15 protein-coding genes are annotated in these 17,481 nt (G+C 71.5%); 3 read left to right on the top strand and 12 right to left on the bottom strand.

What is annotated here, in order from left to right:
- Positions 1–7: 7 nt before the first annotated feature.
- The 11 genes from JOE55_RS12770 to JOE55_RS12720 all read right to left on the bottom strand — a co-directional run bounded on the left by JOE55_RS12770 (position 8) and on the right by JOE55_RS12720 (position 12,255).
- On the bottom strand, positions 8–1,210 hold the full coding sequence (locus JOE55_RS12770) for a glycosyltransferase (protein ID WP_024290627.1): 1,203 nt from the start codon (positions 1,208–1,210) through the stop codon (positions 8–10).
- An 82-nt stretch (positions 1,211–1,292) separates the two neighbouring features.
- On the bottom strand, positions 1,293–2,267 hold the full coding sequence (locus tag JOE55_RS12765; protein ID WP_204783118.1) for a glycosyltransferase family 2 protein: 975 nt from the start codon (positions 2,265–2,267) through the stop codon (positions 1,293–1,295).
- Positions 2,267–3,316, bottom strand: coding sequence for a glycosyltransferase family 4 protein (locus JOE55_RS13495; protein WP_338125485.1), 1,050 nt, complete (start codon positions 3,314–3,316; stop codon positions 2,267–2,269). Before JOE55_RS13495 ends, JOE55_RS12765 begins: the two co-directional genes overlap by 1 nt.
- Positions 3,313–4,614 carry a hypothetical protein gene (locus JOE55_RS12755; RefSeq protein ID WP_204783117.1) on the bottom strand — a complete coding sequence of 434 codons (1,302 nt, stop codon included), beginning with the start codon at positions 4,612–4,614 and terminating at the stop codon, positions 3,313–3,315. Before JOE55_RS12755 ends, JOE55_RS13495 begins: the two co-directional genes overlap by 4 nt.
- The gene (locus tag JOE55_RS12750; protein ID WP_024290631.1) at positions 4,611–5,702 is read right to left on the bottom strand and encodes a glycosyltransferase; all 1,092 of its coding nucleotides are present in this window, start codon (positions 5,700–5,702) and stop codon (positions 4,611–4,613) included. The genes JOE55_RS12755 and JOE55_RS12750 overlap by 4 nt, the downstream gene beginning before the upstream one ends.
- Positions 5,699–7,942, bottom strand: coding sequence for an N-acetylneuraminate synthase family protein (locus tag JOE55_RS12745; protein WP_204783116.1), 2,244 nt, complete (start codon positions 7,940–7,942; stop codon positions 5,699–5,701). The genes JOE55_RS12750 and JOE55_RS12745 overlap by 4 nt, the downstream gene beginning before the upstream one ends.
- A 51-nt stretch (positions 7,943–7,993) precedes the next feature.
- On the bottom strand, positions 7,994–8,701 hold the full coding sequence (locus tag JOE55_RS12740) for an acylneuraminate cytidylyltransferase family protein (protein ID WP_024290633.1): 708 nt from the start codon (positions 8,699–8,701) through the stop codon (positions 7,994–7,996).
- Entirely contained in the window at positions 8,698–9,735 is a 1,038-nt protein-coding gene (locus JOE55_RS12735) for an RNA-binding protein (protein WP_204783115.1), read from the bottom strand. The genes JOE55_RS12740 and JOE55_RS12735 overlap by 4 nt, the downstream gene beginning before the upstream one ends.
- Positions 9,726–10,715: a CgeB family protein gene (locus JOE55_RS12730; protein WP_204783114.1), complete on the bottom strand. Its 990-nt coding sequence runs from the start codon at positions 10,713–10,715 to the stop codon at positions 9,726–9,728. Before JOE55_RS12730 ends, JOE55_RS12735 begins: the two co-directional genes overlap by 10 nt.
- The gene (locus tag JOE55_RS13380; protein WP_275580807.1) at positions 10,712–11,278 is read right to left on the bottom strand and encodes an acyltransferase; all 567 of its coding nucleotides are present in this window, start codon (positions 11,276–11,278) and stop codon (positions 10,712–10,714) included. Before JOE55_RS13380 ends, JOE55_RS12730 begins: the two co-directional genes overlap by 4 nt.
- Complete coding sequence (locus tag JOE55_RS12720) at positions 11,278–12,255, bottom strand: glycosyltransferase family 2 protein (protein WP_204783112.1); 978 nt, start codon at positions 12,253–12,255, stop codon at positions 11,278–11,280. The genes JOE55_RS13380 and JOE55_RS12720 overlap by 1 nt, the downstream gene beginning before the upstream one ends.
- Before the next feature lie 182 nt (positions 12,256–12,437).
- Here JOE55_RS12720 and JOE55_RS13490 point away from each other — a divergent pair, with 182 nt between their 5' ends.
- Both JOE55_RS13490 and JOE55_RS12710 read left to right on the top strand, forming a co-directional pair.
- Positions 12,438–13,958, top strand: coding sequence for a polysaccharide biosynthesis tyrosine autokinase (locus JOE55_RS13490; RefSeq protein WP_204783111.1), 1,521 nt, complete (start codon positions 12,438–12,440; stop codon positions 13,956–13,958).
- Between the two features lies 1 nt (position 13,959).
- The gene (locus tag JOE55_RS12710; RefSeq protein WP_204783110.1) at positions 13,960–15,141 is read left to right on the top strand and encodes a hypothetical protein; all 1,182 of its coding nucleotides are present in this window, start codon (positions 13,960–13,962) and stop codon (positions 15,139–15,141) included.
- 9 nt (positions 15,142–15,150) lie between these two features.
- Here the strand turns inward: JOE55_RS12710 and JOE55_RS12705 are convergent, their stop codons facing one another.
- Positions 15,151–15,768, bottom strand: a complete 618-nt coding sequence (locus JOE55_RS12705; protein ID WP_204783109.1) for an arsenate reductase/protein-tyrosine-phosphatase family protein — start codon at positions 15,766–15,768, stop codon at positions 15,151–15,153.
- A 213-nt stretch (positions 15,769–15,981) separates the two neighbouring features.
- Between JOE55_RS12705 and JOE55_RS12700 the strand changes: the two genes are divergently transcribed.
- Positions 15,982–17,481: a sugar transferase gene (locus JOE55_RS12700; protein WP_204783108.1), complete on the top strand. Its 1,500-nt coding sequence runs from the start codon at positions 15,982–15,984 to the stop codon at positions 17,479–17,481.

Genomic DNA, 17,481 nt, shown 5'->3' with positions numbered 1-17,481 from the left:
CTCGTGGTCAGGCCACGGAGGAATGCCGGTGCCGAGCAGCGGATGCCCCGCGCTCCGGCAGCGGGCAGACCACGGACTCCTCGGCCTCGAGCAGCCTCTGGATGCTGGCCATGAACCGGCGCTCGGAGAACTTCGCGGCGTGATCGCGCATGGCCTTCAGGTTCCAGTCGCGCGCCAGCGCCCTGCGGATCCCGGCGGCCAGCGCCTCAGGAGACGGCTGCTCCACGAAGGTCCCGTTGAGGCCCTCCCGGATGGTGTCCAGATAGCCGCCTCCGCGCAGCGCCACCGTGGGAAGGCCCCATGCGCTGGCCTCCAGCGGCGTGATGCCGAAGTCCTCGAAGCTGGCCGCCACCAGGGCCGAGGCATGGGCGTAGGCCCAGCGCAGCTGCGCGTCCGAGATGTCCTGGGCGAAGACCACGCGGTCCCCCGCCAGCGCCCGCAGCCGCTGCTCCTCCGGGCCGCGCCCGACCACCAGCAGCGGCAGATCCAGCTGCTCGGTGGCTCGGATCACGGCGTCGACGTTCTTGTACGGCAGCAGCCGTGCCACGGAGAGCAGGAAGCCCCCCTGCGCCACGAGCCGCTGGGCCCCCTCGATCGGCTCCAGAGGCACGGCCTCCGTCTGCACGGAGTGCGGGGGGAAGATCAGCTGCACATCGTCGCGGTCGTAGACGCGGGAGATGCGGTGCTGGACCTCCGTGGAATTGCCCACGTAGACGTCGTGACGGGCCTGCGCCCGCTGGTCCCAGGGCTCGAGCACCGGGTGCATGGCCCGTGCCAGCACGCCCTTGGGAGAGCTCCACCAGGGCCCTCCCACGTAGTCCTGCAGCAGGTGGACCCAGCGCGCCGGGGTGTGGCAGTAGACGGCGGTCTCGCCCGTGAAGCGGAAGCCGTGCGCCCAGCCCGAGCTCGAGACGATCGCCTGATCGGCATCGACGAGCATCCGCGAGCACGCCCACGGCAGCAGCGGCAGCGCCTTGCGCGGATCCCGACGCAGCGCGCCGATCGAGTTCAGGGGCGAGGTGATGATGGTGGCGTCGCGGAATTCGGGGAACGTGGCCTCGGGCTCGTAGAACAGCGTGTAGATGGGCGCCTCCGGGTAGAGGCGATGCAGGGCGAGCACCACGCGCTCGGCGCCGCCGCGCTGCGTGAGGTAGTCGTGAGCGATCGCCAGCGGGGGCCGGCGCGTCTCATCGGCGAACGAGTGGCTCATCAGGGGCTCTCTGCGAGGCGGGGGGGAACAGCGGACCGGGGGATGTCCGCTGCTTGATTGTTTCAGATGCATAGTCATCATGTCAGAAGGAAGCGGTCGCGCGAGCGGGATGTCGCCGACCGGCCTCCGCGGCGGCCTCCACCTGCAGCGCGATCAGCTTGATGGCCAGCCACCGGGGCAGACGCCCGATGCTTCGGTCCAGTGCCCGGGCCGTCACGCTCAGCGACCGCTCGGTGGTGACCGAGGCGACCAGGCGCACCGCCGCCCCCCATATCCCCCGCGGCGGACGGTCGCCCTCCAGCGCCTCGGCTCCGTGCCGGGCGATGAAGATCTGCCGCGAGGCCCCGGAGTGCAGGGCTCGCCGGGCCTTCAGGAGGGTCGTGGTCGCCGCGGCGTGGTGCCTCGTCTCCAGCTCCCGGGCGAAGCGGATCGGCACACCGAGCTGATGCAGACGGTATCCGTAGTCCACATCCTCCCATCCGTAGCGGCGATAGGCCTCGCTGTAGCCGCCGATCCGCTCATGCAGGTGCCGCGGGACCGACACGCTGCCTGCCCAGTGCCGCCAGACCTTCTCGGGCGGCAGGGCGTAGGCCTCGGCCGCATGGCGCAGGTCCGCGCGATCTCCGTAGACGCGCTGATATGCCGTTCGAGGCAGGACGTGGCGCTGCATGCCGATCACCCCGCAGTCCCCGGCCGCATGGGCGGCCGCGTGATCCCGGATGTAGTGCGGTCCCGGCTCCAGGTCGTCATCAGCACGGATCAGGATCGGCCCTGTCGTCGCCTCCGCTCCGGCATTCAAGGCAGCCGACCTGCCCCTGTTCTGCGCGAACACCACCCAGTGCAGGTCGAGGACGGGCCAGCGATCGGCGCACTCGCGCAGGACCGCCTCCGAGCCGTCGACGTCGCCGTCGAGCACCACGCAGATCTCGAAGTCCGGCGCGCTCTGCTGCTCGGCCAGCGCCGAGAGCAGGCGGGGAAGGCGGCGGGCTCCTCCGCGCGACGGGACCACGACGCTGAGCTCCGGCCGCGTCCCCTGATTCGTCGTCGATGCGTCCATCAGATTCCCCTCTCCATCAGGAAGCGCTGCAGTCGTCGCCGCCCGGCCTCCGGGGACCAGTGCTGGACCCAGCGCTGGTGCTGGGTCCCGACCAGCTCCTCTGCGTCGAGCTGCTCGGCACGCCGGATCGCCGCAGCGAGGGACTCCGGGTCCCCCGCTCGCGCGATGAGCGGGTGGTCCCTCCCCACGACCTCGGGCAGCGCACCGGCATCGGAGACGATCACGGGCACTCGGGCCGCCATGGCCTCGGCGGCGGCAAGGCCGAAGACCTCCGACCAGTCGGAGGGCACGGCCAGCAGGTCGATCCGCTGGAAGAGCTCCTCCTTGGGGATCCAGCCCAGCAGCCGGACACGCTCGCCCGCAGCGTCGAGGCGCCGCTGGATCTGCTCCGCCTGGGCCGAGGGCACGAAGCGACGGTCCCCCGCGATCAGCAGCTCGATGCCGCCCGGTCGACCCTGCTCAAGCAGCTCGCCGGCCCGGAGCAGATCGAGGATGCCCTTGTTTGGGCTCAATCGGCCGAGGAATCCGACGCGCAGGGGGGCCTCGGCTCGCGGGGACGAGCCCTGCGGCTCTGCTTCCTGCGGCGCAGCCTCGACCCAGTTCGGCAGCGGCGTGGATCCCGGGAGACGCTCGGACATCCACTCGGAGGGGACCACCGTGGCCACCGCTCCCAGACGCGCGATCCTGGACAGGACCGCCTGCAGCGGCCCGGCAGGCAGCTGGTGGAGGTGCAGCACCCGCCGGGCGCGCCCGGACAGGGCGACCGCGGGCAGAAGCCCGTTGCACCACGTCACATCGACCGTCGAGCGGGGATGCCACCGACGCAGGCTCAGCATGTACGCGCGCCGCGACCGACCGGGAAGGCGTTCCACTGCGAATCCCGCATCCTCCAGCAGCTCGGCGGTCTCCGACGGCGAGCGTGGTGCCACGACCGTGACCTCCCGGCCGAGCTCACGCAGCTGCCTCGCCAGACGCAGCAGCATGACCTCTCCGCCGGAGACACGGCCCTGATTGGCCACGAGTCGAATGGCCGTCTTCGATGCGCTCACGGGGCTGCTGCCCCGGTGCTGCGGGCATGGGCCCTCTCCTGAGCCATCCGCCGCCGCTCCAGCTCCCACAGGGCCATCGCCCCGCCCAGCGCGACCATCGAATAGACGGTCAGGAAGACCTCGCCGAGCCGGAAGGACACGAGAAGGATCACGAGGACGGAGGCCTGTGCTGCCGTGGTCGCCCAGGTCCTGCGTCCGGCTGCTCCGAGGCCGAGGCCGCCGATCGCGAGCACGGCCAGCATGAGCACCAGCAGGGGCAGCCCGCCCTCCACGATCAGCGCCCAGTAGGAGTTGTGGAAGAAGAACGGCTGCTGCTCCGGGGGCAGCAGCACGAACGCCTGGCCCGCTCCCTCGCCCCACGGCATGGCCTGCTGGGTCTTCGCCCAGGCTGCGTCGTCGATCCGGCCTCGGAACCAGTCGGTGCCGGTCCGGTCGCCGAACACGTCGAGCGAGGCGAGGTTCTCCTCGGCCCAGATGAAGACGAAGTAGAACGCCGTCAGCAGCGCTGCGCGCAGCACCGGACCCCCTCGCCCGCCCAGAGCCATCCATGCTGTGCCGAGGATCATCGCGGCCAGCCCCGTGCGGGAGCCGGTCTCGAATACGAGCACCAGCCCCAGCAGCAGGACCAGCACACGCGCCCATGGGTGGCGGATGAAGGCGACCACCAGGAGCGGCACGACCGCGTAGACGAAGCCGGCTACGTTCTTGTCCAGGATGTATCCCGACAGCGCCCCCTGATAGTTGTCGGGAGCCAGACCGGCGAAGAAGAGCACGGCGTTGATCACCAGTCCCACACCCATGCCGAAGATGAGCGGGCGCAGCGGAACGCGCCCCGTCGCCAGCATGAGGGCGAAGCCGAAGAGCATGCCGATGCGGACCATGCGCCGAGTCCATTCGACGTCGGAGGTGATCGAGACGGCCAGCAGCCAGACGTAGGCGGCCGCCAGCAGCACCATGACCACGGGCACAGCGGCGGCCCTCAGCCGCCCCGAGCGCAGCAGGGATCCTGCGAGCAGCACGCCCATGACGGTCTCGCTGACAGGCAGGTTCATGGCGATCCCCGGCATGGGGGACTCGACGAACAGCAGCGCGCCCAGCAGGAAGACGATCGGGGAGCGCCCCATGGCCATCCGGAGGTATTCGGCAGGCGAGCCCCAGGCCAGCGGCGCCGGAGGGGCCTGAACCGCTGCTGGGGCCGGAGCGCTGCTCCACGGTGCTTCCCCTGCGGATCTGCTCCGCCGCGCCGCGGAGGACTCCTGCGGGCCGCGGCGGGTGCGGCGCATCGGCTCTGTGCTCATCGCAGGGCTCCCTTCACGACATGTGCGATCTCCTGCGTCATCTGCTCCACATCCGACGGGGTCTGCGCCACCGCAGGACTCTGCGCGAGGCGCTCGAGAGCGTGGACGAGCTCGTCGGCTCCCGCCCGGTCCAGCAGCGATTCCGCGGGCAGGATCTCCGCGTTGCCGCCCACATCGGTGGCCACGGCGGGCATGCCCGCGGCGGCGGCGTCGAGCAGGCTGTAGCTCAGATTCTCCCAGGCCGAGAGCTGGATCAGAACATCGTGCTCGGCCATCGCGGGCCAGGGCTCGACGCGCCCGGCGAAGCGCACCGCCTCACCCAGTCCCAGGGTGGCCGACAGCCGCTGCAGCGTCTCGCGCAGCGGGCCGTCGCCGGCCACGGTCAGGGTGGCCTGCGGATCCCGCGCCAGCACGGCCGGCATGGCGCGCAGCAGCGCACTGACGTTCTTCTCGGGAGCCAGCCGGGACAGGGTGAGCAGGCGGACGCCCTCCCCCAGCCTCTGTCGGGGAGCCTGCCCGACGGCCTGGCGGACGCGCACGACGTCCACGCCGTTGCGCACCACCGAGATCGGGCAGCTCGGATCCCAGATCTCGCGCACGACGGCGCGCGTGGACTCCGAGACCGCGATCAGATGATCGCTCCGGCGCAGCCGTGCCCGATGCGCCGCCCGCACCGCCGAGGCCCGGACCCGGCTCGACTGGTACAGGGCCTGATCCGGGGCGATGCCGTGCTCGGTGCTGATCAGCGCGATGCTGCGCTCAGCCGCCAGCGCGACGGCGCCCATGAGATCGGCATAGGCCAGGTGCGTGTGCACGGCGCGCGGACGCAGCCTCCGGATCGCCCTGCGCAGGCTGCGCACCGAGCGCTGCAGCCCGGCCTGCGGTCCCAGCTCGTCGGTCAGCACGGCGATGCCCGTCTCACGAGCTCGCTCGGCCAGCGGGCCTTCGGGGCACAGCAGCACGGCGCGCAGACCCGGCAGACCGTGGCCCAGGGCGTCCAGGACATGCCGGGCCACGCCGCCGAGATCGGCGACGGGCACGACCCACAGCACGAGGGGATCGGGCGAGGTGCTGGGAAGCGCGCTCACAGCAGCGGCTCCAGGCGCTCCAGGGCGGTCCAGAATCCGGCGCCGCCGTCCACGTGGCCCTGCCAGATCTCGGGGATGAAGCTCACGCCGGGAGCCAGCCGGTCGAGCTGCTCGGCGAGCACCGGCCAATCCACATCGCCCTCGCCGACCTGCACGCCCTCGCCGTCCACGCCGGTGCCGTCGACCAGGTGCAGGTGCGAGCTCAGCGGAGCCAGGGTCTCGACGGCCTCCGCGAACGAGATCCCCAGGAAGGTCGCCGCCAGACGCGTGTGGGAGATGTCCAGGCACAGATCCGTGCCCGTGCTGCGGGCGAAGTCCGCGGTGTCCTGCGGGTCCAGGAAGAGGTTGTGGAACTGCTGTCCGCCCATCAGCCATGGGAAGGGCGGCAGCGTCTGGGCGGCGATCCGCACGCCCGAGGAGTCCAGCCGCTTCAGCGCATCGGCGATGCGCTGGTACTTGTCCGCTCGCCGCTCGGCGGACAGGTGCCCGTCGGAGGTGAACCCGCCCATGGTGACCACCATGATCGGGTCCTGGTCCTGGGTGAACCTGGCGCGCAGGGCACGGGTGACATCGATCGTGCGCTGGACCTCGGCGATCGAGCGCTCCCAGTGCTCGGGATCACGCGAGGACAGATCCACCAGGAAGTCGCCGGCGAACAGGTCCGGCAGGTGCGTGGTGAAGCCCATCGGCAGTCGCTGCGGCAGCGCCTGATCGATGTCGATCTCCAGGTCCTTGTAGGAGAAGTGGAACTCGAGGAAGTCGGGGTGCGTGGACTCGAGCAGCGACAGCGCGTCGTGATAGCGCACCGGAAGCCCCCAGGGGCGGCGGAAGGAGTAGTCGCGTCCGCGGGCCGGGGCATCGAGCAGGTCGCCCTCGAAGAAGAAGTCGCCTGCGCCCATGTCGCGGTGCGCGGTGCGGCCCACGAGCTGGCTCAGCCGGTCCGGCTGCAGGCCGCGGCCCGGACTGCGGACCTCGATGTCCCCCTGTCCCAGCCGCTGGCCGGCGCAGATGGGTCCGGCGGCCACGAGCGACTTGGCCAGGTTGGTGCGGTTCATGGCCTCGCCGGTGGAGACGGTGCGCTCCTGTGCTGTGCCCATGGCCTGCTCGATATCTCGGATCTGGCTCATCATCTGCCGGAACTCATCGGGCAGCAGAGATACCCGGTGATCCGAGCCCTCGAGCTCGCGGTCCGTGGTGAAGTGCTTCTCGATGATCTTGGCTCCGCGCGCCACGGCTGCCAGGGGAACGTGCCAGCCGCGCTCGTGCCCGGAGTAGCCCACCGGCACTGCCGTGATCTCGGCCAGGCGGTCCATGTACGCCAGGTTCACGTCCTTGTACGGCGCCGGGTACGTCGACTGGCAGTGCAGCATCGCGAAGGGCACCCCGAGCGAGCGCACCACAGCGGCGGACTCGCGGATCTCGGCCTCCCGGCTCATGCCGGTCGAAAGGATCAGCGGCAGCCCGTGCGATCCGGCGGCGCGCAGCAGGCCGTGGTTCGTGAGATCGGCCGAGGCGATCTTCAGCGCCGGGAGCCCGTAGTCCGCCAGAGCCGTCACGCTGGCCTCGTCCCACGGGGTGCACAGGACCTGGATGCCATGCTCCCGGGCATGGTCGAAGGCCCGGAAGAGCTGCTCGGCAGGCAGGGAGTACTTGGCCAGCAGATCCAGGGTGTACTGCGCGCCCAGGTCCTCCCCCGCCGACGTCGATCCGGACTGCCGGTACAGAGTGTCCATGTCGCGCAGCTGGAACTTCACGGCGTCGGCGCCGGCCTCGGCGGCGAGATCGACGAGGCGGCGGGCCTGATCGACCGAGCCCTGATGGTTGTTGCCGATCTCGGCGATGACATAGGCCGGGCTCGACTCGTCGATGCGCCGGTCGCCGATGCGCAGCTCGGCCGGGCGGTCGATCGCGATCGCCGTGATCCGCCCGCGCTCATCCAGCACCGGCAGGTGGCTGGCGCCGGCGGGCAGCGCCGCGCGCATCTGCTCCTCGGTGGCCTCCGGGCCGACCGTGGCCGGATGCGGATTGGCCACCTGCTGGACGGCGACCTCCAGATCTGCCTCCGGGTGGGCCACGATCCAGCGTCGGAAGTCCCCGTCGGTCAGCGAGCCCAGCAGCTGCCCGGTCCCGTCGACGACGAACACGATCCGCTCCGCATTGCCCGTCATCTTGCGCAGGGCGACCACGACGGACTCGTCGTGGAAGACCAGGTACGGGGTGAGGCGGCGTTCGATGATCACGGGGGGGGTCCTTGGTTCGGGGGGGTGCGGATGGGGCGGGAGATGAGCCCCTCAGTCTGCCAGTCGGGCGCGGTGGGCCCTGACCTGCAGCTCGGCCAGCTGGAAGTCGAGCTCGGTATCGATGTCCACGCCCTCGAGGGGGTCGAGCTCGAAGAGGCTGATCCGGCCGCCCAATCGGTTGTGGTGCTCGTCGTAGACCCACGGACGCGTCACGTAGAGCGAGCCGTTCTCGCGGTAGCGCAGATCGGCCGGGGCCATGTCCTGGCGGCGCAGCCGGTGCTCGACGTCGTAGTCGGCACTCGGAGCCTGGCCGGGGGTCTCCGGCTGCCGCCACAGGAAGGGCGTCTCGGGCACGGCTCCCACCAGCGAGTCGGCGCCCTGCTCCCGCAGCTGCCGCACGGCTCGATCCAGGGTGCCGGGGAGGCGCAGGGGGCTCGTGGCCTGCAGCAGCATGACGGCCTCGGGCTCCCCATGTCTCCGGCGGTGATCCGCCAGGGCATGGAGGATCACCGGCTCGGTGGGGGTCTCGTCGCGGGCCAGCTCATCCGGGCGCAGGAAGGGGACCTCTGCGCCGTGCTCACGGACGATCGCCGCGATCTGCGGCGCATCGGTCGAGACCACCACGCGCAGGTCCTCCTGCGCGGCCAGTGCCGCGCGGATCGTCCAGGCGACCAGCGGGCGGCCCGCCAGCTCGCGGATGTTCTTCCCGGGGACTCCCTTGGAGCCTCCCCGCACGGGGATCACGCACAGGATGGTCATGGAGTCCCTCCTCGCAGATAGTCGGCCACGGCGCAGGCCGGCTCGGTCTCGGCCCAGCGAACGGGACGCGTGGGCTCCTGGCCCCAGCGCGCCAGGCCGTAGCGGTCCCAGAACTCGACCAGCCAGGGCGGCGGGTCGTCGTGGTGGACCCACGCGCGGCGACCGCGCTGAGCCGCCTCCAGCACACCGGTGGAGAACACGGAGACCACGTCCGCCTCCGCACTCGCCAGCGGCACGGACGCGTCCTGGAAGCGCACGCCGCGTCGGCGCATGCCGGCGTGGACCGCGCGGCTCAGGATGTCCTTCTCCGAGGGATGCGGCCGGTAGACGGTCTGCGGCTCCCTGCGCAGGAACCCCAGGGTCTGGCCCACGATCTGCCTGCGGGGCAGCTCGCGGCCGTGCATCTGCCCCAGGAACACGAGCTCGCCGTGCTCGGCAGACTCCGCCGGAGCACCGGCCGCTGCGCTCCACAGGGCCTGGGAGCCCACGGGGCGCACGGTCACGTCGCTGCGGCCGCTGGCCCAGAAGGCCCCGTCCTGCTCGGTGAACGACAGCAGCGTGGCCCCGGCGGGAAGCGGCGGCGCCCACGGGGTCAGCAGGCCGTGCTGGACCACCACCGACTCGATGCCGCGCTGCACAGCCCAGTCGCAGACCGCATCGCCGGCGGGCAGACCCGCACCAACGCTCAGGACGCGCTCGATCCCCGCCCACAGCGGGTCCTGCGGATCCCAGCCAGGCAGCTGCTCGGCATGCTCGCTGAGCCCTGCCTGCTCCAGAGTCAGCGCCGAGCCCACGCAGGCCACGGATCCGCGCTCCAGCAGCTGCGCAGGCTCGAGCACCGAGGCGCGGCTTGAGGGATTGGCGCTGTCCAGGGCCACCAGGAAGCGCGGGCGCTGCCCGGTGGCGAGGACCCTCAGCTGCGGACGCTGCTCAGGGGCACCCTTGCGACGCACGGCGGCCACCGCCCGACGCGCGGCCGAGGGCCGCTGCCAGCGCCGCCACTGCTCCAGGTCCTGCGGATGCCTCAGACCCACAGCGCCTCCATCCGCTGCGCTCGGTGCACGAACGTGTGCTCCGCCAGGGTGCGCTGACGGCCCCTTTCGCGCAGGTCCTTCGCCCAGGCAGGATCGCGACGGACGCGCTCGACCTGCTCGGCGAGCTGCTGGGCGTCGTCGAAGACCAGCAGCTCCCGATCCGGTGCGTAGAACTCACCGACGTCGCGACGATCGATCAGCTGGATCCCCCCGGTCCCCGGGATCTCGAAGGTGCGCATGGTGAACCCGTCCTGCCGGGCGTGCGTGTTGATCGAGGCGAGGCTGCCGGCCATGACGCCATAGCCATCGGAGCGGTCCAGCTGCGGCCCCGTGGGCAGCCCGGGCACCGGCAGCATCCGCGTGGCGGCGATGTCCGCCGGGCGCCGCGACCAGTCCCTCCCGTAGACGCGCACGGGCACGCCCAGCCGGTGGGCTTCGACCAGCAGGCGGACGCGCTGGTCGTAGCGCGCCCCGATGAACGAGACGGCGGGCTCCTGGCGAGGCGTGAATCCCAGCAGCGAGTCGAAGGCGTTGGGCAGATGGTGCGCGGTGATCCCCCGCTCCCGCAGGACACCGACGTCGTGCGGCGAATAGGAGGCGATCGCAGGCATGGACTCGAGCCGCTCCCACGTGTAGTCCATGCGCGCGACCTCGTCGTAGAGCCACGTCAGCACGGAGGCGCCGCTGCGCAGCACCGCATCCCACCAGCGATCGTCGAGCAGATCGCCCTTGATCACCAGAACGCGATCCGGCCGCACGGCCTGCAGCCGCTCGACCGCGCGGCGGGACGGCTCGCGGCGCCACTCGGACGGGACCAGGGCGGCGGGGAGGTCATGCACCGCCTTGTTGCGCACCCGCATGGCGAAGGAGGTGGGGAGGTCGTAGCTGTGCAGGATCGCCTCGTGGCCGAGCCGCTGCATGGCACGAGCCACCGAGGCGCCGTAGCCGTGGAAGCGCGGCGCGACGATCAGCGTCCTCATGCGCTGCCTCCCTGCGCGCGCACCGGTTCCGCGACCCCGCCCAGGACCCGTGCGGGGACTCCGCCCACGACGGCCCCGGCCGGGACATCTCGAGTCACCACCGCACCCGCTCCGATCACCGCGTCGTCGCCGATCGTCACGGAGGCGATGACCATGGCCCGGCTGCCGATGAACACCCGGTCCCCGATCGTGATGGGGCCGCCGCGCGTCACCGCCCCGCCGCGGTGCAGATCGTGTCCGGCGGAGGTCACCAGCACCCCGTCGGCGAGCATGCAGCCCGAGCCCAGGACGGTGCGCGTGATGCCGTGCAGGTGCACGTCATGGCCCAGGTACGCGTCGTCGCCGATCTCCAGCTCGCCTCCGGGCTCGGTCCCCAGCCACGCCCCGGGGTAGATCGCGCAGCCGCTGCCGACGCTGATCCGCTCGCTGCCCTGGATCTTGCGCGGCGAGACCATGACGGAGCCATCGCCCCAGGCGCGGAAGCCGCGTCGGTAGACGAGCTCGGAGGCCACCCGACCGCGCTGCCAGGCCAGGCGAGGCGGCAGCTCGGCGAGTGTGGACATCAGGCGCATCGGATCCCCTCACGGATCAGGCGCAGCTCGCTGCGCAGGGTGGAGATGGGTCGCACGGGTGTGCCCGCTGCTCGGCGCAGGCAGTTCACGGCGAAGTTCGCCGTCGAGGCAATGGTCAGGGAAGCGGCCAGCACGCGGGGCCTGTCCCACTTGCCGGCATAGCGGAAACGGGAGTCCACGAGCCACTGACGGCGCCGCTGGGGATCGGAGGAGCCTCCTCCCACATGCACGGCCTGCACCGACGGGATCACCACGGAGGCCACGCCGATCCTTCGCAGCCGCAGCTGGAGGTCGACCTCCTCGCTGTTCATGTGGAAGCCCTCGTCGAAGCCGCCGAGCGCACGGACCTCCGCGACCGGAAGCAGCATGACCGCTCCCATGACCCAGTCCACGGCGATCGGCTCGGTGCTCTCGACCGCCCGCATGTCATGTCCGACGGCCTCGTGCAGCACCCGGTGATGGCGCCAGCGCGCCAGCGGCATCAGCCACTCGATCGTCTGGTGGCCGATCGTGGGGAAATGCCTCCCGGAGTACTGGGCGGTCCCCTGCGGTCCGAGAACCTGGGCGGTGGCCACGACCGGCTGCCAGGGCGCGGCCTGCGCCACGAGCTCGGAGATCTGCTCCGCCTCGATCTCCAGATCGGAGTTGAGCACCAGGGCCAGCGGCGTGCGCACCTGCTCCAGGCCCGTGTTGACCGCGGCCCCGAACCCGCCATTGCGCTCCCGGCGCACGACGCGCACGCTCACCGCCTGCGCACCTGCGGCAGACGCCCGCTCAGGAAGCGTCCCCGGAAAGGGGGACGGAGAGCAGTCGTCGGAGATCACGATCTCCGCGACCTCAGGGGCAGGGGAATTGCGCAGTCGACTGACGAGATTCAGCGTCTCCGCAGGATCGCCGTAAAAGGGGATGACGATCGTCACAGCGTCGCGCCATGTCACAGGCACCTCCGCCGCAGACTCGATGCGCATTCAGCCCCTTAGAAGAATATGGTGTCGCTCACCTCGGAATCGCCCGGCCGGGCGCCGCTCATGGCGACTGATCAGGCCGTCATCATATAGTCTCGCATGTACTTCTCGGCGTCGAGGCGGGTGAGCAGCCGTGCGCGGCATACCGCCCGCCACGGCGCCGTCCCACGCACAGAAGGCCTTCCGTGACACAGCCGCTCATCGCACCAGACCTGGACGCCACCCCCTCCATCGCGGATCAGCTGCGCGCAGGCCTGGGGACCCTCATCCGGAACTGGAAGGTGATCCTCGGCATCATCCTCGCGTGCCTCGTGATCGCAGGCATCGTCACAGCGCTGATGCCCAAGACCTATTCGGCCACCTCGAAGGCCATGGTCATCGCCGGCGGAGCGACCAGCCTGGCCAACTACGAGGCCGCACAGAGCCTCGCCGGCTCCAAGGCCGCGACCTACGGAGCAGCCGTGGGCTCTCCGGAGGTGGCGAAGCTCGCCCAGGAGGATCTGGGCGGCATCGAGGTGGCCGGCGTCTCCGCCGACGTCCCCCCGGGCACGACCGAGATCAACGTGACCGGACGGGCGAGCACCCCCGAGGACGCCGTGGTCGTCGCCGACACCTACGCCGAGGCGCTGTCCGAGCACGCGGGGTCCATCGAGGCGGCCATGGCCCAGGGCCAGGAGGTGCCCACCGGTGAGGACGCCGAGGAGCTGACGGATCAGGAGCTCGCGGTCCAGCAGGCGATCGTGGACGGCAACCTGGTCCAGATCGTTCCGCTGTCCAGCGCGACCCCGCCGTCGGCGCCGTCGTCTCCCGATCTGAAGAAGAACCTCCTGATCGGCTTGGCCGCCGGCATCGTGATCTCGCTGCTCTACCTGTTCCTGCGCCACGCCTTCGACCGCAAGATCCGCTCCTCCGAAGGCGTCGAGAAGCGCACCGGCCTGCCGCTGCTGGGCGCCGTCCCCGTGGACTCCCGCCTGAGCAGCAGCCGCCAGCTCATCCCGCTGAGCACCTCCCGCAAGGACGCCCGCGGCTGGGCCACGGCCGAGGCCCTGCGGATGCTGCGCACCAACCTGGCCTTCTCCAATGTGGACAACCCGCCGCGCTCGATCGTGGTGTCGTCGTCGATCTCCGGCGAGGGCAAGTCCGCCGTGACCGCCAACCTGGCAGCCGCGCTGGCCGCCGCCGGCGAGTCCACGATCGTGATCGACGCCGATCTGCGCCGCCCGGTCCAGCACCACTTCTTCGGCGTTCCCGGCGGAGCGGGGCTCACCGACGTCCTGCGCGGGGCGGCCACCCTCGACGAGGTCCTGCAGCCCGGCCCGGACAGCGAGAACCTCTTCGTGCTCACGGCCGGGCGCACTCCCCCGAACCCCTCCGAGCTGCTGGGCTCGGACACCATGCGCCAGCTGATCCAGGAGCTCAGCCGCGATCACATCGTGCTGCTGGACACCCCGCCCGTCCTGCCCGTGACCGATGCCGCCGTGCTCGCCCGCAGCTCCGACGGCGTGATCCTCGTGGCCCAGGCCGGGCGCACGAACCTCGACGACCTCCAGAAGGCCGTCGAGCGGCTGCGCAGCCTGAGTGCTCCCCTGCTGGGCGCCGTCGTGAACCGCGCACCGCGCAAGGGAGCGGCTGCCAAGGACTACGGCCACTACTCGAACGCGTACTACTACAACCAGACCGAGACCCCGGCCGCGGATCAGGCCTGAGATGCAGCGGGTCCCCGGAGCAGGCTCGTCGGGATCCGGGCACCGGATCGCGCTCGATCTGGGCGACGGGGCCGCGCTGCGCGTCGACGGCCTCGGAAGCCGGCAGCTGGCACAGCTCCGGCGAGCCTGGAGCCGGTTCCGCGAGCTCCCGGCAGATGCGCAGCGGCACGAGCCGGTCCTGAGCTGCCCCACGACGCAGGATGAGACCTCGAGCCTGCTGTGGAGCGCGTTCCACGAGGAGCTCTCCCAGCTGGCGGCCCGGCTCGTCATCGACGCCGGCCGGGGCACGTCGCTGATGCTCCACGCGGCCGCCGTCTCCGACCGCTCCGGCCGGGCCCTGGTGCTGGCCGCCCCCAGCGGCACCGGCAAGACCACTGCGACCGGGACCCTCGGGCGCAGCTTCGGCTACCTGAGCGATGAGACCTCGGTGATCGAGCCGAGCACCCTGAGCATCTCCCCGTTCCCCAAGCCGCTGTCCGTGCTGCGCCCGCACGGCCGCCGCCCCAAGGACCAGGTCGGCCCGGATGAGCTCGGCCTGCTCGAGCCCGTGCCCTCGAGGCTTCACATCCTGGGCGTGCTGCTGCGCCGACGCGAGCCGGACGGCTCCGCTCCCCGGCTGCGCAGGATGCCCCTGCTCGAGGCGCTCGAGCACCTGGTGCCCCAGACCTCGTCGCTGTCGCAGATGGACCGGGGTCTCGTCCTGCTGATCCGCACCCTCGAGCGCCTGGGCGGCGCCTGGGCCCTGGAGTACTCCGAGCAGCATGAGCTGCTCGGGCTCGCCGAGCGCCTGCTGGGGGGCGAGGAGGCGGTGGGCGAGGCCGCGGAGCCGGCACGAGCCCCCTGGGAGCCCGTGCCCCACGAGCAGCTGCGATTCGAGGACGCTGCGCCCCCAGAACCGGGCATGCTGCGCAGCGTCCCCGTGGACGACGCCGTGATGCTCACGGACCCGCTGTCGCCCACGCTCCTGCTGCTGCGCGATGAGCACTTCCACTGCCTGGTCGGCCTCGGACCGCAGCTGTGGTTCGACTGCCTCGGCTGGCGCAGCAGGGACGAGCTCGTGGCCGAGCTGCTCGGACTCCCCGGGGCCCCGCAGGACGCCGAGATGCTCGTGCACCGGGCGATCGAGGACCTCCTCGAGCTCGGCGCGCTCGAGAGCTCGGGGGACTCCCAGCTCTCGAGCTGACCCGCTCCCTCACGGCTGCGTGAACCCGCCCCCACCAGGCTCCGCACGCATGGAGCGCTCCCAGCCGACGATGCGCCGGACGGAGTCGTCGATCTCGGCGGCCATCGAGCGGAATGCCTCCTGCCCGCGACGGTACGGATCCGCGATCTCCGGGGCAGGCTCGCCGAGCCGGGCGCGCCGCGCCGAGAGCACCTCGGGGAGCCGACGCCAGCGCTGCTCGGTGCGGCGCGGGGCCGCCCCGGGACGCAGGGACTCGACGGGGCCGGAGGCCGACAGCTGCTCGAGCAGGGCCGCGAACTCCGGCAGGGTGAACGTCCGCTTGAGCATGCGCGGCGAGAGCTCGAGCACCTGCTCCACATGGGAGCGCTCGGCGGTCAGGACCAGATCGGAGGCCTCCAGCTCGGCCGCCGCCATCTGACGGGCCCGAATGCCATGGGCGCTGAGTCCGCGCCGTTCGAGCTCGACCCGGGTGCCGGGATCCGCCGGTGCCCCCGCAAGCGCCCCGGTGCCGGTGCTGGTCACCTCGAACCCGCCGGGGGCCGCCTGCTCGAGGGCTGAGCCCAGCACGACCTGCAGATATGGCGAACGGCACACGTTGCCCGTGCACACTGCCAGCACGCGGATCATCCGGCTCCCTCCCGCTTCGCTGCATGCGATCAGCCCTCGGACAGGCTTTGCCCCCTGAAGAGCGATCCACTATCTTGCCTGATGAGGCGACGCATGGGGGCAACCGCCGTAGGCTGAATGCATTCGCATGGACGCCGGCCCCCCACCACCGGCTCCGGACGCACCCCCGCCGTCCCCTCGCGATTCCCCCCACGCGATCCGCAGGTTCCTCCATTGAAGCAGTCTTCCGCAGACCACAGCGTCGCTGCCGCGACACCGCAGGGTCCTTTCGACCCCCGCGGTGCTGAGGGCTCCCCCGGACTGCCCTGGCACAGCCGACTCGTGGGCGCCGTGCGGCTCATGGATCTTCTCGCGCTGTCTGCGGCCGCTGTGCTGAGCCATCTGCTGCGCTTCGGCCCGCAGCCCGGCGCCAGCAGCCCCGACGGCCATTCCTACGCGGCGATCTCGCTGATCATCGTGGGCCTCTGGTGGGCCGTCCTGGGTCTGGCCGACTCCCGCAGCATCCGTCTGCTGGGCACCGGGTCGGAGGAGTACCGCGCTGTCGTCAACGGCTCGGTGGCGGTCTACCTCCTGGTCACCACGCTCAGCTACCTGGCCTTCCTGCAGCTGGCCCGCGGCTACGTGATCGCGCTGTTCCCCCTGGGTGTGCTGCTGCTCCTGCTCGGGCGCCGGTTCGTGCGCCGCCGGCTGGACGCGGCTCGCGCCCAGGGCCATGGGCTTCGACGCGTCCTGCTGGTCGGCTCAGCCGAGGCGACCCACGTGGTCGGGCAGACCATGCGCAGGACCCATTCGGCCGGCTACCGCCCGGTCGGGCTGGTCATCCCGGACGGCGCTGCGCCCCGGGACGATGACCTGCCCGCCCTGCGCGGTCGGCAGGACGTGCCGGGCATCATCCGCATGGCCCGCGCCACCGACGCCGAGGCCGTGGCCCTGGCCGGGGCGGATCCGCTGCCCAGCCAGACCCTGCGCGAGCTGACCTGGGGCCTGCACCAGGCCGGGATCACCCTGGTCATGGCGCCCTCGCTGCTGGGGATCACCTCCCCGCACACGGTGCACCAGCCCCTGGCGGGCATGCCGATGATCCAGATCCCGGCTCCGGAGAACAGCGGCTGGCGGGTGGCCGCCAAGCGGATCTTCGATGTCGTGGTCTCGGCGATCGGCCTGATCCTGGTGGCTCCCCTGCTGCTCGTGCTGTGCTTGCTGATCCGCCTGGACAGCCCCGGCCCGGCCCTGTTCCGCCAGGAGCGCGTGGGCCGCGACGGCCGCTCCTTCCAGATCCTCAAGCTGCGCACCATGGTGGTCGACGCCGAGGAGCGCCTGGGGGAGCTCATGCTGCGCGAGCAGCTCGGCCGCGAGGGTCTGTTCAAGCTCGAGCACGACCCGCGCATGACGCGCGTCGGGGCCTTCCTGCGGCGCACGAGCCTGGACGAGCTGCCCCAGCTGCTCAACATCCTGCGCGGCGAGATGTCCCTGGTGGGCCCGCGCCCTCCGCTGCCGCGCGAGGTCGCCGCCTACGACACCCCCACCCGGGGCCGTCTGCTGGTGCGCCCCGGACTGACCGGGCTGTGGCAGGTCTCCGGCCGCTCCAACCTCTCCTGGGAGGACTCGGTGCGCCTGGACCTGCTGTACGTCGAGCAGTGGTCGATGGTCCAGGACCTGCTGATCCTCGTGAAGACGGTCCGTGCCGTGGTCACGGCGCGCGGCGCGTACTGA

It is taken from the genome of Kocuria palustris (genome assembly GCF_016907795.1).
Classification (GTDB): domain Bacteria; phylum Actinomycetota; class Actinomycetes; order Actinomycetales; family Micrococcaceae; genus Kocuria; species Kocuria palustris.
This window is presented reverse-complemented; position numbering and strand designations above follow the sequence as displayed.